The following is a 14,828-nucleotide window of genomic DNA, read 5'->3' as shown; positions in this document are numbered from 1 at the left end:
ACATGTCCAAGCACACGCTCTCCGTCCTGGTGGAGAACAAGCCGGGCATCCTGGCCCGGATCGCAGCCCTGTTCTCCCGCCGAGGCTTCAACATCGACTCGCTCGCCGTCGGCGTCACCGAGCACGCCGACATCTCCCGCATCACGATCGTGGTGAGCGTCGACGCCCTGCCGCTGGAGCAGGTCACCAAGCAGCTCAACAAGCTCGTCGAGGTGCTGAAGATCGTCGAACTGGAGCCGGGACAGGCCGTTCACCGTGAACTCGTTCTGGTGAAGGTGCGCGCCGACAACGAGACGCGCTCGCAGATCGTCGAGATCGTCCAGCTGTTCCGCGCCAAGACCGTCGACGTCTCCCCGGAGGCCGTGACCATCGAGGCCACCGGCGGCAGCGACAAGCTCACCGCCATGCTAAAGATGCTGGAACCGTACGGCATCAAGGAGCTGGTCCAGTCCGGCTCGATCGCGATCGGCCGCGGCGCCCGTTCGATCACGGACCGCTCGCTGCGCGCTCTCGACCGGTCGGCGTAAGGATGGTTCCGGGCGGTCGGGACGACCCCGGCCGCCCGCGCACCGCCCGTATGCCGAGACCCCGAAACTTCCCTTCCGCCCGCCGTCATACGGTGGGACGCAACACCTGCACACAAGGAGAGAACCCAAAGTGGCCGAGCTGTTCTACGACGCCGACGCCGACCTGTCCATCATCCAGGGCCGCAAGGTCGCGGTCATCGGATACGGCAGCCAGGGCCACGCCCACGCGCTGTCGCTCCGCGACTCGGGTGTCGACGTCCGGGTCGGTCTGCACGAGGGCTCCAAGTCCAAGGCCAAGGCCGAGGAGCAGGGCCTGCGCGTGGTGACCCCGGCCGAGGCCGCCGCCGAGGCCGACGTCATCATGATCCTCATCCCGGACCCGATCCAGGCCCAGGTCTACGAGGAGTCCATCGCCCCGAACCTGAAGGACGGCGACGCGCTGTTCTTCGCGCACGGCTTCAACGTCCGCTTCGGCTTCATCAAGGCCCCGGCCGGCGTCGACGTCGCGCTCGTCGCCCCGAAGGGCCCGGGCCACCTGGTCCGCCGCCAGTACGAGGAGGGCCGCGGCGTCCCCGCGATCGCCGCCGTCGAGCAGGACGCCACCGGCAACGCCTTCGCGCTCGCCCTGTCGTACGCCAAGGGCATCGGCGGCACCCGCGCCGGCGTCATCAAGACGACCTTCACCGAGGAGACCGAGACCGACCTGTTCGGTGAGCAGGCCGTGCTGTGCGGTGGCACCTCGGCGCTGGTCAAGGCGGGCTTCGAGACCCTGGTCGAGGCCGGCTACCAGCCGGAGATCGCCTACTTCGAGTGCCTGCACGAGCTGAAGCTGATCGTGGACCTCATGTACGAGGGCGGCCTGGAGAAGATGCGCTGGAGCGTCTCCGAGACTGCCGAGTGGGGCGACTACATCACCGGCCCGCGCATCATCACCGACGCCACCAAGGCCGAGATGAAGCAGGTCCTCGCCGAGATCCAGGACGGCACCTTCGCCCAGAACTGGATGGACGAGTACCACGGCGGCCTGAAGAAGTACAACGAGTACAAGACCGCGGACTCCGAGCACCTGCTGGAGACCACGGGCAAGCAGCTCCGCAAGCTGATGAGCTGGGTGAACGACGAGGCGTGAGCCTCGGGGCAGGGGGCCGGAGCGAGTCGCTCCGGCCCCGTTGCCCATTCCGTCCGACCACGGACGGGTGATCCTTTCGCGGAGGCGTAAGGCGACCTCCGGCGCAGCACTACACTGCTGCACTACATACGCGTTCAGGCCCACAGCGTCGTGCGTCTTCCACGCGGCTAGCCCCTCCTCCGCCTGCGGCCGTCGGGACGGCCGTCCGCACGCTTTGGACTTGTGAGGACTCACGTGAGCTCGAAACCTGTCGTACTCATCGCTGAAGAGCTGTCGCCCGCGACCGTGGACGCGCTTGGCCCGGACTTCGAGATCCGGCACTGCAACGGAGCGGACCGAGCCGAACTGCTCCCGGCCATCGCCGACGTCGACGCGATCCTGATCCGCTCGGCCACCAAGGTCGACGCCGAGGCGATCGCCGCCGCGAACAAGCTGAAGGTCGTCGCACGAGCCGGCGTCGGCCTGGACAACGTCGACGTCTCCGCCGCCACCAAGGCCGGCGTGATGGTCGTCAACGCCCCCACCTCGAACATCGTGACGGCCGCCGAGCTGGCCTGCGGTCTGCTGCTCGCCACCGCCCGCCACATCCCGCAGGCCAACGCCGCGCTGAAGAACGGCGAGTGGAAGCGCAGCAAGTACACGGGCGTCGAGCTGGCCGAGAAGACCCTGGGTGTCGTGGGTCTGGGCCGGATCGGTGCGCTGGTCGCCCAGCGCATGTCCGCCTTCGGCATGAAGGTCGTGGCCTACGACCCCTACATCCAGCCCGCCCGGGCCGCTCAGATGGGCGTCAAGGTGCTGTCGCTGGACGAGCTGCTGGAGGTCTCCGACTTCATCACCGTGCACCTGCCGAAGACCCCCGAGACGGTCGGTCTGATCGGTGACGAGGCGCTGCGCAAGGTCAAGCCGAGCGTGCGGATCGTCAACGCGGCGCGCGGCGGGATCGTCGACGAGGAGGCGCTGTACTCGGCGCTGAAGGAGGGCCGGGTCGCCGGCGCCGGTCTCGACGTGTACGCGAAGGAGCCCTGCACGGACTCCCCGCTGTTCGAGTTCGACCAGGTCGTCTCCACCCCGCACCTCGGCGCCTCGACGGACGAGGCGCAGGAGAAGGCCGGTATCGCGGTCGCGCGTTCCGTGCGGCTCGCCCTCGCCGGTGAGCTCGTGCCGGACGCGGTGAACGTCCAGGGCGGTGTCATCGCCGAGGACCTCAAGCCCGGTCTGCCGCTCGCGGAGCGCCTCGGCCGGATCTTCACCGCGCTCGCCGGCGAGGTCGCGGTCCGTCTCGACGTCGAGGTGTACGGCGAGATCACCCAGCACGATGTGAAGGTGCTGGAGCTGTCCGCTCTGAAGGGTGTGTTCGAGGACGTCGTCGACGAGACGGTGTCGTACGTCAACGCCCCGCTGTTCGCGCAGGAGCGCGGCGTCGAGGTGCGGCTGACGACCAGCTCCGAGTCGGCCGACCACCGGAACGTCGTGACCGTGCGCGGCACGCTCTCGGACGGCGAGGAGGTGTCGGTCTCCGGCACGCTGGCCGGTCCGAAGCACCTCCAGAAGATCGTCGCGGTCGGCGAGTACGACGTCGACCTCGCGCTCGCCGACCACATGGTCGTCCTGAAGTACGAGGACCGTCCGGGCGTCGTCGGCACCGTCGGCCGGATCTTCGGCGAGGCGGGGATCAACATCGCCGGGATGCAGGTCGCTCGCGCGGCGGCGGGCGGGGAGGCGCTGGCCGTCCTGACCGTGGACGACACGGTGCCCTCCGGGGTGCTGACGGAGGTCGCCGAGGAGATCGGTGCGACGTCCGCTCGTGCGGTGAACCTGGCCTGAGGTTGCCGTCCCTGGGGGCTGCCGCCCCCAGACCCCCGCTTCGGCCCTGAAGGGGCCTCGTCCTCAAACGCCGGACGGGCTGACTTGGTCAGCCCGTCCGGCGTTTTTGCATGGCCCGCTACTTCACCCGGATCCTCCGCAGGGTCGCCGACGCAGCCACCGCCGCCCCCGTCAGCAGCACCGCTGCCGCGATCGCCGCGCCCTGCATGCCATGGGTGAAGGCCTCCCGCGCCGCCGTCGCCAGGGCGTCTCCCGTGCGCCCCGGGAGGTGGCCGGCGACCGCCAGCGCGCCGCCGAGGGTCTCCCGGGCCGGGGCCGGTGCGGAGGCCGGGATGTCGTGGCGGTAGATCGCCGTGCCGATGGAGCCGAGGACCGCCATGCCCAGGGCGCCGCCGAACTCACCGCCGGTCTCCAGCAGGGAGGAGGCCGAGCCGGCGCGCTCGACCGGGGCCGCGCCCATCGCCAGGTCCGTCATCTGGGAGACGACCACGACCATCCCGGAGGCGAGGACCCCGCAGGCGACCAGCACGAGCCACAGGGAGTCGGTGCCGGCGAAGAGCAGCAGGGCGTAGCCGGCCGCGGCGATCACGAAGCCCGCCGTCACGACGTAGGCCCGGTGGACGCCCTTCTGGACCAGCGAGGTGGCCAGCGGGGCGGTCATGCCGATGGGCACCGAGGGCAGCAGCGCCCACAGGGCCGCCTCCAGCGCGCTCTTGTCGAGGACCGACTGAAGGTACTGCGTGGTGAAGTACGCCGAGCCCATCATCCCGAACGAGGCGACGAGGTTGAGGACGACGGCGGGCGCGAAACCGTGGCCGCGGAACAGCAGCGGGGAGATCATCGGTGAGTCCGCCGTGCGCTGGCGGTGGACGAAGAGGGCGGCGAAGAGCAGGCCGAAGGTGATCGAGACGACGTACTCGGTGTGCAGGCCCTCGGCGGCGATCTCCTTCAGGCCGTAGATCACGGGGAGCACGGCGGCCATCGACAGCGGGACGCTCGGCCAGTCGAAGCGACCGGGGGCCGGGTCGCGGGACTCGGGCAGCAGGATCGGGCCGAGGAGCAGCAGCAGCGCCATCGCGGGCAGGTTCACCAGGAACACCGAGCCCCACCAGAAGTACTCGACGAGCACCCCGCTCATCACCGAGCCGAGTGCGACGCCTGCCGTCATCACGCCGGACCACAGACCGATCGCCTTCGCGCGCTGGCCCGGGTCGGTGAACATCGTGCGGATCAGCGCCATCGTCGAGGGCATCAGGGTCGCGCCGCCGATGCCGAGGAGCACGCGGGCCGCGATCAGGGTCTCGGCGCTGTTCGCGTAGGCCGCGACGAGGGAGGCGGTGCCGAAGGCGGCCGCGCCGATCAGGAGGAGCTTGCGGCGGCCTATCCGGTCGCCCAGCGAGCCCATCGTCATCAGCAGGCCGGCCAGGACGAAGGCGTAGATGTCGAAGATCCACAGCTGCTGCGTGCCGCTCGGCTCCAGGTCGGCGCTGATCGCCGGGATCGCGAAGTAGAGGACGGAGACGTCCATCGAGACCAGCAGCAGCGGGAGCATCAGCACGCCGAGGGCGGTCCATTCGCGGCGGCCGGCTCGGGCCGCCGGGGGTGTGGTGGTGCTCGTCGAGTTCGTCATGCCGAGGACTGTACGAGCGTCTTAAACGGTTGTCTAGAACGAATGTGTAAGTCATGCGTCTAGGACGGTTGTATGGATCCGGGGTAGGGTGGCGGGCATGGGACACCGTGAGGATCTGCTCGAAGGCGCCAAGCGCTGCCTGCTGGAGAAGGGGTTCGTGCGTACTACGGCGCGCGACATCGTGAAGGAGTCGGGGACCAACCTGGCGTCCATCGGCTACCACTACGGCTCGAAGGACGCGTTGCTGGCGCAGGCGTACGTGTCGCTGGTCGAGGGAATGGGTGACGCCTTCGAGGGCGACGGGGTCGCCATGAGCGCCGAGCCCGGTTCGCTCGAGCGGTTCCGGGAGGTGTGGGCGAACGTCATCGCCACCATGCGGGAGCCGGGATCGATCTGGCGCCTCAGTATGGAGATCATCGTCATGGGTGACCAACTGCCCGAGGTGCGCGACCACTTGGCGCAGGCCCAACGGGAGGCCGGGCGCGGGTTCGTGCCGATGCTCATGGGCGGGCGCGAGGAGGACGTCTCGGACGAGACCGCCGACACCCTCGGCATGTTCTACGTGACCCTCATGACGGGCCTCATTGCACAGTGGACCTTCGACCCGAAGACTGCGCCCGGCGCGGAGCAGCTCACCGAGGGGCTGCGTCGGGTCGTCGAGGGTGTCAACCCGAGCTGACCCGCCCGTCCCGCATCTCGATCACCCGGTCCGCGAAGTGCCGTACGACGGCCCGGTCGTGGCAGATGAACAGGTAGCCGAGGCCCAGGTCGTCCTGGAGGTCGGCGAGCAGGTTCAGCACGCCGGCCCGCACGGACGGGTCCAGGGCCGACACCGGCTCGTCCAGGACCAGCAGGCGCGGGTCGGAGGCGAGGGCGCGGGCGATGCCCACGCGCTGGCACTGGCCGCCGGACAGTTCGGCCGGCCGGCGGTCGCCGTACGAGGGGTCCAGGCCCACGCGGTCGAGGAGTTCGGCGACGCGGGCCGGGCCGTCGGACCTGCTCCAGCGGCCCTGGACCTTCAGTGGCTCGGCCACCGCGTCGCGGATGCGGTGGCGGGGGCTGAGGGAGCCGTACGGGTCCTGGAAGACCGGTTGCATACGAGGGCGCAGCGGTCGCAGCTCCCGTTCCGTGAGGGACGTCAACTCCCGTCCCTCGAAGCGGACTTCGCCGCCGGCCGGGCGGCGCAGTTGGAGGACGGCCAGGGCGGTGGAGGACTTGCCGCAGCCGGACGGGCCGTCGAGGGCGAGGGTCTCACCCGGTTCCAGGGCGAAGGAGACATGGTCGACGGCTGTCGTCGCGCCGTAACGGACCACCAGGTCGCGAACGTCCAGCAGGGGGCGGGTCATGCGAACTCCCTGAAGGGATCGGTGACTTCGGTGGCGCGATGGCAGGCGACGAACCGCCCTCCGCCCGTGCCGGGACCCACCTCCCGCGCGACGGGGTCCTCACGGCGGCAGACCTCCACGACCAGCGGGCAACGCGGCGCGAAGGCACAGCCGGGCGGGACCGCGCCGGGACCGGGCGGGACGCCGGGCAGGGCGACCAGCCGCCGACGGGACTCGCCGGGGCGAGGGCCGTCGGGGTGGGGGAGGGCGGCCAGGAGGGCTGCGGTGTAGGGGGCTCGGGGGTGGGTCAGTATCTGCTGGGCGGGGCCGGTCTCCACGGCGCGGCCCGCGTACATCACCAGCACCCGGTCCGCGTGGCGCCGTACCGCGTCCATGTCGTGGGTGACCAGCACGAGCGCCGCACCGGCCGCCTCCCGCTGCTCCGCGAGCAGTTCCAGCACCCGTTCCCGGCGGTCGGCGTCGAGCGCGGTGGTCGGTTCGTCGGCGACCAGGATCTCCGGCTCGTTGACGCATGCCATCGCGATGACGGCCCGCTGGCGCATGCCGCCGGAGTACTCGTGCGGATACGCGCGTGCCGCCCGGGCAGCGTCGGGGATGCCCACCCGGTCCAGTGCGGCCACCGCGCGGGCACGGGCCGCCCGCCGGGAGACGCCCTTCACCGACCGTACGGCCGCGGCGAGTTGGTCGCCGACGGGGTGTACGGGGGACAGCGCCGAGAGGGCGTCCTGCGGGACCAGGGCGATACGGCGACCCCGCGCGCCGGACAGGTCCGGGCGGACCGTACCGGACGTCGTGGCACCTCTCGGCAGCATGCCGAGCAACGCCCGCGCCGTCAGGCTCTTGCCCGCGCCCGACTCGCCCACCAGGGCGAACACCTCACCCGCCCGGACGTCGAACGACACCCCGCGCACCACCTCCGCCCCGGCGAAGCCGATCCGCAGATCACGCACGGACAACAACACGTCATACGCCAACGGGGGTCTCCTTCCTGACCGCGCGCCCCTGTGTGTACGCCGCTCCCGACACCGCGAGCCCCGCCAGCAGGGCGAGCGCGACCGCCGGGGCGAGGGCGGCCCACGGGGCCCGTTCCACGTAGGCGCGGGACTCGTCGAGGAGCAGGCCCCACTCGGGGGCGGGCGGCTGGGCGCCGAGGCCGAGGAACCCCAGGGAGGCGAGGGCGAGGGCGATGCCGGGCAGCCGGAGCAGCGCGTGGCGGGCGACCGGCGCGGCGACCGACGGCAGCACGTGCCGGGTGAGGATCCACGACGGGGGTGCGCCGATGGCCCGTTGGGCGGTGAGGAACGCCGAGGCCCGTACCTCCTGCACCAGCGCCGCCGCGTGCGCGGCCAGCGGCGGCCAGGAGATCAGGGCGACCGCGAGTGCCGCGCCGCCGGTGCCGGGTCCGGCCGCTGCGGCGACCAGGATGCCGACGATGACCGGCGGCAGCGCGTTGGCGATGTCCGCCGCGCCCGCCGCGACGCCCGGCAGGAAACCCAGGGCCAGCGAGAGGACCAGGCTGAGCAGGCAGACGCCCCCCGCCGTGCCGACGGTCGTGGCGGCGCCGTGGCCGAGCCGGGCCAGCACGTCACGGCCGAGTCCGTCGGTGCCGAGCGGATGCGCCCAGGACGGCGGGGCCAGCCGGACGGCCGTGTGCACCGCGTACGGGTCGCGCAGCAGCCCCCAGCCGATCGTGGTGAGGAGGACGACGGCGAGGGTCACGGGGATCGCCGGGTGCGTGCGCACCGGGCGGGCCGGGGGCAGGGTCAGCGAGGCGTCCCGCAGGGCCGGGCCCAGCAGCCGACGGCGGACGAGTGCCGCCAGCGCGCCGGTGACCAGGCCGAGCAGCAGCAGGGCCAGCACCGAGCTCTGGAGCAGCGGCAGGTCCTGCGACTTGGCCGCGCCGAGGGCCGTCCGGCCGATGCCGGGCACGGCGAACACCGTCTCCACGGCGACCGCGCCGCCCGTCAGGCCCACGGCCGCCATCGCGAACTGCGGGACAAGCGGCGGGAGTACGCGGCGCAGGGCGGCCGCCGAGACGCGGGCCGGGCCCACTCCCGCGCCCCGCCACAGCTCCACCCACCGTTCGTCCAGCACGGCGGGCAGCGCGTCCGCGACCAGCCGGCCGAGCAGCCCGCCCGCCGGGACGCCGAGGGCGACGGCGGGCAGGATCAGATGCTCCGGGCCCGCCCACCCCGAGGTGGGCAGCCACCCCAGCCACACCCCGCACACCAGCAGACCCACCGTGGCCAGCAGGAACTCCGGTACGGCGGCCAGCATCGCGGCGCCCGCGCCGGCCGAGGTGCGCCCCCGCAGCAGCACGGGCGCGACCAGCGCGACGGCGAGCAGCAGCGCCGCCCCGAGGGCCGCGCCCATCAGGGCGAGGGACACCTGCAGACCCGACAGCACCGACGGCAGGACGCCGGCGCCGGAGACCCAGGACGTGCCGAGGTCCCCGTGGGCCAGGTCGGCGGCCCAACTCCCCAGCAGGGAAAGGGGACCGGCGTCCAGGCCGAGGTCGCGGCGGATCGCGTCCAGGGCCTCCTTCGTGGGTTCCTGTTCGGCGGAGCGGGCACGCAGGACGGTCAGGGCGGGGTCGCGACCGGACAGCCAGGGCAGCAGGCCGACGGCGGCGACGACCGCGAGGAGCGAGACAGCCCGCGTGAAGGCGGCTGCGGTGGGCCTCACTTGACGTAGGTGGCGGCCGTGACGAGTTCCCGCTCGCGCGGGTCGTGCGCGGCGCCGACGACCCCGGCGGCGTCGCCCTGGATCACCCGCTCGTGCAGCATGGGCACGGCCGCGTCGGTGGCGAGGACGGCGACCTCGGCGGCGATGACGGCCCGGCGGCGCGCGTCACCGGTGGGCGTCCGGCCGGCCCTCTTCAACGCGGCGTCCACGGCGGGGTCGTCGAGCTGGGCGATGTTGAAGGAGCCGTCGGAGGCGAAGTCGCTGTAGAGGTAGGCGGCCGGGTCGCCGGAGTCCAGGACGGTGGCCCGGGACAGGATGAAGGCGTCGAAGGCGCCGGCCAGCGCGTCCGCCTCGATGTTGGCGTACTCGCGCACCTCCAGCCGCACCGTGAACCCGGCTTTCCGCAGCTGCTGTTGGAGAGCCGCGGCGACCTCGGGAAGCTCGGCGCGGTCGGTGAACGTACCGATGGTGACGGTCTTGCCGGTCGGGTCGCCCGCCTCGGCCCGGGGCACCGGCCTGCGCAGCTCGGCCGCCCACGGCAGCGCGGGCCCGAGCAGCCCCTCGGCGACGTCGGCGCGCCCCTCGTACACGCCCTTCACGATCGACTCGGCGTCGACGGCCTCCCGGGCGGCGGCCCGCAGCGAGGCGTCCTTGAAGACGCCCTTCCCGGTGTTGAGGTAGAGGGTGTTGGTGCGGGGCATCGGCACCTCGTTGACGAGGTCCTCGTCGAGCAGGGCGGCCTGCGAGACGGGGACCGCCTCGACGATGTCGGCCTCGCCGCTGCGCAGGGCGGCGGCGCGGGCGGTGCCGTCGGGCACGAACCGTACGTCGATGCCGGGCGCCTTGGCCCTGGCGCCCCAGTAGGCGTCGTAGCGGTCGAGGGTGGCGGTGGAGGTGCCGTTCACCTCGGTCAGCTCGAAGGGGCCGGTGCCTGCGCCGACCGGGTCGACCGTTTTTCCCGTGTACGCCTTCGCCGCGAGGATCGACAGCTGCGGCGAGCTGAGCCGCTGCGGGAGAAGGGGGTCCTCGTCGGCGGTGGTCACGGTGACCGTGTCGGCGTCGGCGGCCCGCACGGTGAGTTCGACGCCGTCCAGGATGCGCGGCTTGGGGGAGGCGCCGGCGGCCTTGGCCAGCGATCTGACGACGGCGGCGGCGTCGAGCCCCGTCCCGTCGTGGAAGGTGACGCCCTTGCGTATCTCGAAGGTCCAGGTGCGGCCCGACCGCTGCCACCCGGTGGCGAGCGACGCCTTCGGATCGCCGTCCGCGTCCAGCTCGACGAGGGTCTCGGCGGTCGACCAGCGCGAGAGCTTGAAGGCGTCGTCGGAGAGCGGGGACAGGCCCGAGCGCGGCGGCTGCATCATCGCGAGGCGGATGCGGCGGCCGTCACCGGCGTCTTCGGCGGGGGTCCCGGAGAAGCAGCCGGTGAGCAGCGCGGAGGCCGCGGTGAGGGCGGTGACGGGGAGCAGACGGCGAGCGGGCAGGCGCACGGAACCCTCCGGGTAAAGGGGTGGTCAAGGGGAGCTGCGCCGACCTTAGCATGACGATAATCATTTTCATTAGACTCGTCGTGCCGTGCAGTCGTCCCTGACAGCCGTGCCTTGCAGCCGTCCCTTAGAGTCGTGCCCCCTTCAACGCCATGTGCAGCAGCAGCCGGTCCTCGCCGTCGTCCAGGTCCAGGCCCGTGAGCTGTTCGACGCGGGAGAGGCGGTAGTACAGCGTCTGGCGGTGGATGCCCAACTTCGCTGCCGTGCGGCCCGCTTGACCCGCGCAGTCGAGGTACACCTCGGCCGTGCGGGCGAGTTCGTGGTGGGCGGGCGCCAACAGGGCCGCCGCGGCCGGGTCCTGGGCGCTGTGCGGGGGCAGCGCGGTCAGCAGGCGGTACGGGCCGATGGACGCCCACCGCGCCACCGGGCCGAGGCGGGGCTCCGCCAGCGCCGCCCGCGCCGACGCCGACGCCTCCTCCCAGGCCGCGCCGAGTTCCGTCAGACCGACGCGCCCGGCGGCGACCCCCGCCGCGGCCTCCCCCGTCGACGCCTGACGTGCCCGCTCCAGCAGCCGGGCCGCCGCCGACGTCGCCGGAGTGAGGGTGTCCGCCGCGCGCAGGCGGACCAGCAGGGCCAGCGACTGGGCATCCTCCACCGCGTCGAGCGCGTCGGAGGCGCCGCCCCACGGCACCGTGCACAGCGCCGTCGCCCCCGGCAGCGTACGCAGCGAGGGGGCGTCGTCCGGGTCGGCGGACGGCCACGGGGTCACGCACACCACCGTGTGCGGGCCGTCGGCGCGGGCGCCGAGCGCGGTGCGCAGCTCCGCCACCGCCATGTCCCGCGGCCAGCCGGGCTGCGCGGTCAGCACCGCCCGCAGCTCCCGGGTGAGGTCGGCGCCGTGCTGGGCCTCGTCGGCGAGCAGGGCCCCGATCCGGCCGGTGACCTCCATCGCGGCCGCCAGCTGGGCGTCCGACGGCCCGGGATCGTCGTCGAGCAGCCAGACGTAACCGAGGACGACGCCCCGATGGCGGACGGGAAGGCACACTCGCCCCCGGTACACGCCGGCCTCCGGGGTCGGCGGGATCCGGACCGGACTGTCGGCGCGCGTGATGCCGAAGCCCTCGAACCACGAGCGGACGGCGGCCGTGGAGCGGCGGGTCAGGATCGAGCGGGTGCGCACCGGGTCCAGCGCGGACGCGTCCAGCTCGCCCTCGCTGTCGTACACGCCGAAGGCGAGCAGCTCGAAGTCCCGGTTCTCCAGGGTCGCGGGGGCGCCGAGCAGCTCCGAGATCTCGTCGACCAGCTCCTGGTAGTCACCTTTGTTGTCGGCCGTCACATGGGCATTCTCCCCCGGTCCGCCGATCCTTCATACATCTGTCTGAGATCTGCGGCACGGATGCGTGACAGCTGTCGATGGCCCACGATCGGAGGGATCCTTAGGTTTCACGGTGGTTCTATCTGCTGGTTTGTGGAGGTGCCCCGTGCTGGGTCCCGTGATTCTCGCCGCGTCGCGCAGCGACCGGATGCGACGCCTGATCTCGGCGGCCCCGGTGACGAAACAGGTCGTCGACCGCTTCATCCCGGGCGAGCGGGTCGACGACATCGTGCCGATCATCGAGGAGCTCACCGCGAAGGGTCTGGAGCTGACGATGGACGTCGTCGGCGAGGACATCACCACCCCCGAACAGGCCGCCGCGGCCAGGGACGCGTACCTGGAGCTGGTCGACCGGCTCAGGGAGCTGGAACTCGGCGAGCGGGTCGAGATGTCCGTCAAGCTGTCCATGTTCGGCCAAGCCCTCGCGTCGCCCACCACCGCCCTGTTCGAAGGGCCCTCCGGGCCCGCCCCCACATTCCACGGCGGCCACGAGCTGGCCCTCGCCAACGTCCGCCCGGTCGTCGAGGCCGCCGCCGCCATCGGCACCACCGTCACCCTCGACGCCGAGGACCACACCACCCTCGACTCGATGTTCGCCATCCACGAGGAGCTGCGGAAGGACTTCCCGCAGACCGGCTGCGTCATCCAGGCCTACCTCTTCCGCACCGAGGCCGACGCCCGCCGCCTCGCCGCCAGCGGCAGTCGCGTACGGCTCGTGAAGGGCGCGTACAAGGAGCCCGCCGAGGTCGCCCACCAGCACAAGCACGAAATCGACAAGGCGTACGTCCGGGTCCTGAGGACTCTGATGGAGGGCGACGGGTACCCGATGATCGGCTCCCACGACCCGCGCCTCATCTCCATCGCGCAGGAACTCGCCCGCAAGGCCGGACGCAAGCTCGACGAATACGAGTTCCAGATGCTGTACGGCATCAGGAGCGACGAGCACCTGCGGCTGGCCGCCGAGGGGCACCGCATGCGCGTCTACACCGCCTACGGCACCGACTGGTACGGCTACTTCATGCGGCGCCTCGCGGAGAAGCCGGCGAACCTGCGCTTCTTCGCCCGCTCGATGGTCAGCAAGGGCTGAGCCCACCACCCCCGCCCACCCCGCCCGAAACACCCGTCACACCCGCTCAGAAGGAGTCACGGAAAACATGGACGCTGTGACCCAGGTCCCCACCCCCGTCAACGAGCCGGTGCACGGCTACGCCCCCGGCTCGCCCGAGCGCACCCGGCTGGAGGCCAAGCTCAAGGAGCTGGCCGACAACCCGATCGACCTGCCCTGCACCATCGGCGGCGAGCAGCGGATGGGTGGCGGCGACCGCTTCGACGTCGTGCAGCCGCACAACCACAAGGCACGCCTCGGCACCTACGCCAACGCCACCCAGCAGGACGCGCAGGACGCCGTCGACGCGGCCCTGGCCGCCGCGCCCGCCTGGCGCGCGATGTCCTTCGACGACCGCGCCGCGATCATTCTGCGCGCCGCCGAACTGCTCGCCGGCCCCTGGCGCGAGACCCTCGCCGCCTCCACCATGCTCGGCCAGTCCAAGACCGCGCAGCAGGCGGAGATCGACTGTCCCTGCGAGCTGGTCGACTTCTGGCGCTTCAACGTCGCCTACGCCCGCCAGATCCTCGCCGAGCAGCCCCCGGCCAACTCCCCGGGCGTCTGGAACCGTCTCGACCACCGCCCGCTCGAAGGCTTCGTCTACGCGATCACGCCGTTCAACTTCAGCGCCATCGCGGGCAATCTGCCCACCGCGCCCGCGCTGATGGGCAACGTGGTGGTCTGGAAGCCGTCCCCGACGCAGACCCACGCCGCCGTGCTGCTCATGCGGCTGCTGGAGGAGGCCGGTCTCCCCAAGGGCGTCATCAACCTGGTCACCGGTGACGGCATCGAGGTGTCGAAGGTCGCCCTGGCCCACCGCGACCTCGCCGGCATCCACTTCACCGGCTCGACGAAGACCTTCCAGTACCTGTGGAAGACGGTCGGCGCCAACATCGAGAAGTACCGCTCCTACCCGCGGCTGGTCGGCGAGACCGGCGGCAAGGACTTCGTCGTCGCCCACTCGAGCGCCGACCGGGCCGTCCTCAAGACCGCCCTCACCCGCGGCGCGTTCGAATACCAGGGCCAGAAGTGCAGCGCGACCTCCCGCGCCTACATCCCGGCGTCGATCTGGAACTCCGGCTTCAAGGAGGAGTTCGCGGCCGAGGTCGACCAGCTGACCATGGGCGACGTCACCGACCTGTCGCACTTCATCGGCGCGGTCATCGACGAGCGCGCGTTCGCCAAGAACAAGGCGGCCATCGACCGTGCGCAGGCCGACCCGACCTGCACGATCGTCGCGGGCGGCAGCTACGACGACTCGGTCGGCTACTTCGTCCGCCCGACCGTCGTGGAGTGCTCCGACCCGCAGAACGAGGTCTTCACGACCGAGTACTTCGGCCCCTTCCTCGCCGTGCACGTCTACGAGGACGACCAGTACGACGCCATGCTGACCCAGATGGAGTCGGTGTCGGACTACGCGCTGACCGGCTCCGTCGTCGCGGGCGACCGCGCGGCCGCCGCGTACACGATGGACAAGCTGCGCTACGCGGCCGGCAACTTCTACATCAACGACAAGTCGACCGGCGCCGTCGTCGGCCAGCAGCCCTTCGGCGGCGGCCGTGCCTCCGGCACCAACGACAAGGCCGGCGCCCCGCAGAACCTGATGCGCTGGACGCTGACCCGCGCCATCAAGGAGACGCTGGTCGCGCCGACCGACTACACGTACCCGCACATGGGCTGACCCCCGACCACGCCAACGGGCCGGGTCCGTCACGGACCCGGC

12 protein-coding genes are annotated in these 14,828 nt (G+C 71.9%); 6 read left to right on the top strand and 6 right to left on the bottom strand.

Annotated features, from left to right (window positions below):
- The first annotated feature begins 2 nt into the window (after positions 1–2).
- The 3 genes from ilvN (at position 3) to serA (ending at position 3,480) form a co-directional block, all read left to right on the top strand.
- Positions 3–527 (top strand): acetolactate synthase small subunit, encoded by a 525-nt coding sequence (ilvN, locus tag ACIBTS_RS10750; RefSeq protein WP_079659303.1) that lies wholly within the window; start codon positions 3–5, stop codon positions 525–527.
- Between the two features lie 130 nt (positions 528–657).
- Positions 658–1,656 (top strand): ketol-acid reductoisomerase, encoded by a 999-nt coding sequence (ilvC, locus tag ACIBTS_RS10745; protein ID WP_319341235.1) that lies wholly within the window; start codon positions 658–660, stop codon positions 1,654–1,656.
- Between the two features lie 234 nt (positions 1,657–1,890).
- Entirely contained in the window at positions 1,891–3,480 is a 1,590-nt protein-coding gene (gene serA / locus ACIBTS_RS10740) for a phosphoglycerate dehydrogenase (RefSeq protein WP_399318267.1), read from the top strand.
- 118 nt (positions 3,481–3,598) lie between these two features.
- Here serA and ACIBTS_RS10735 read toward each other — a convergent pair whose 3' ends face one another.
- A complete protein-coding gene (locus ACIBTS_RS10735; protein ID WP_399318265.1) occupies positions 3,599–5,110 on the bottom strand; it encodes an MFS transporter in 1,512 nt (503 codons plus the stop codon).
- 97 nt (positions 5,111–5,207) lie between these two features.
- Here ACIBTS_RS10735 and ACIBTS_RS10730 point away from each other — a divergent pair, with 97 nt between their 5' ends.
- Positions 5,208–5,789 (top strand): TetR/AcrR family transcriptional regulator, encoded by a 582-nt coding sequence (locus tag ACIBTS_RS10730; protein ID WP_399318264.1) that lies wholly within the window; start codon positions 5,208–5,210, stop codon positions 5,787–5,789.
- On the opposite strand, the gene ACIBTS_RS10725 is transcribed toward ACIBTS_RS10730, so the two are convergent.
- The 5 genes from ACIBTS_RS10725 to ACIBTS_RS10705 all read right to left on the bottom strand — a co-directional run bounded on the left by ACIBTS_RS10725 (position 5,776) and on the right by ACIBTS_RS10705 (position 11,961).
- Positions 5,776–6,456 carry an ATP-binding cassette domain-containing protein gene (locus tag ACIBTS_RS10725; RefSeq protein WP_399318262.1) on the bottom strand — a complete coding sequence of 227 codons (681 nt, stop codon included), beginning with the start codon at positions 6,454–6,456 and terminating at the stop codon, positions 5,776–5,778. The two genes, ACIBTS_RS10730 and ACIBTS_RS10725, sit on opposite strands and share 14 nt — an antisense overlap.
- The gene (locus ACIBTS_RS10720) at positions 6,453–7,430 is read right to left on the bottom strand and encodes an ABC transporter ATP-binding protein (RefSeq protein WP_399318260.1); all 978 of its coding nucleotides are present in this window, start codon (positions 7,428–7,430) and stop codon (positions 6,453–6,455) included. The genes ACIBTS_RS10725 and ACIBTS_RS10720 overlap by 4 nt, the downstream gene beginning before the upstream one ends.
- Positions 7,420–9,141 (bottom strand): ABC transporter permease subunit, encoded by a 1,722-nt coding sequence (locus tag ACIBTS_RS10715; protein ID WP_399318258.1) that lies wholly within the window; start codon positions 9,139–9,141, stop codon positions 7,420–7,422. Before ACIBTS_RS10715 ends, ACIBTS_RS10720 begins: the two co-directional genes overlap by 11 nt.
- Complete coding sequence (locus ACIBTS_RS10710; protein ID WP_399318256.1) at positions 9,138–10,628, bottom strand: ABC transporter substrate-binding protein; 1,491 nt, start codon at positions 10,626–10,628, stop codon at positions 9,138–9,140. The genes ACIBTS_RS10715 and ACIBTS_RS10710 overlap by 4 nt, the downstream gene beginning before the upstream one ends.
- 124 nt (positions 10,629–10,752) lie before the next feature.
- The gene (locus ACIBTS_RS10705) at positions 10,753–11,961 is read right to left on the bottom strand and encodes a PucR family transcriptional regulator (RefSeq protein ID WP_399318253.1); all 1,209 of its coding nucleotides are present in this window, start codon (positions 11,959–11,961) and stop codon (positions 10,753–10,755) included.
- 145 nt (positions 11,962–12,106) lie between these two features.
- Between ACIBTS_RS10705 and ACIBTS_RS10700 the strand changes: the two genes are divergently transcribed.
- Together ACIBTS_RS10700 and pruA are read left to right on the top strand one after the other, a co-directional pair.
- On the top strand, positions 12,107–13,087 hold the full coding sequence (locus ACIBTS_RS10700; RefSeq protein ID WP_399318252.1) for a proline dehydrogenase family protein: 981 nt from the start codon (positions 12,107–12,109) through the stop codon (positions 13,085–13,087).
- 67 nt (positions 13,088–13,154) lie between these two features.
- Positions 13,155–14,786: an L-glutamate gamma-semialdehyde dehydrogenase gene (gene pruA / locus ACIBTS_RS10695; RefSeq protein WP_399318250.1), complete on the top strand. Its 1,632-nt coding sequence runs from the start codon at positions 13,155–13,157 to the stop codon at positions 14,784–14,786.
- Positions 14,787–14,828 lie beyond the last annotated feature (42 nt).

Source organism: Streptomyces sp. NPDC050121 (genome assembly GCF_044460385.1).
Taxonomy (GTDB): domain Bacteria; phylum Actinomycetota; class Actinomycetes; order Streptomycetales; family Streptomycetaceae; genus Streptomyces; species Streptomyces soliscabiei.
The sequence above is the reverse complement of the archived record's forward strand: the minus strand, read 5'-3'. Positions and strand labels throughout refer to the sequence as shown.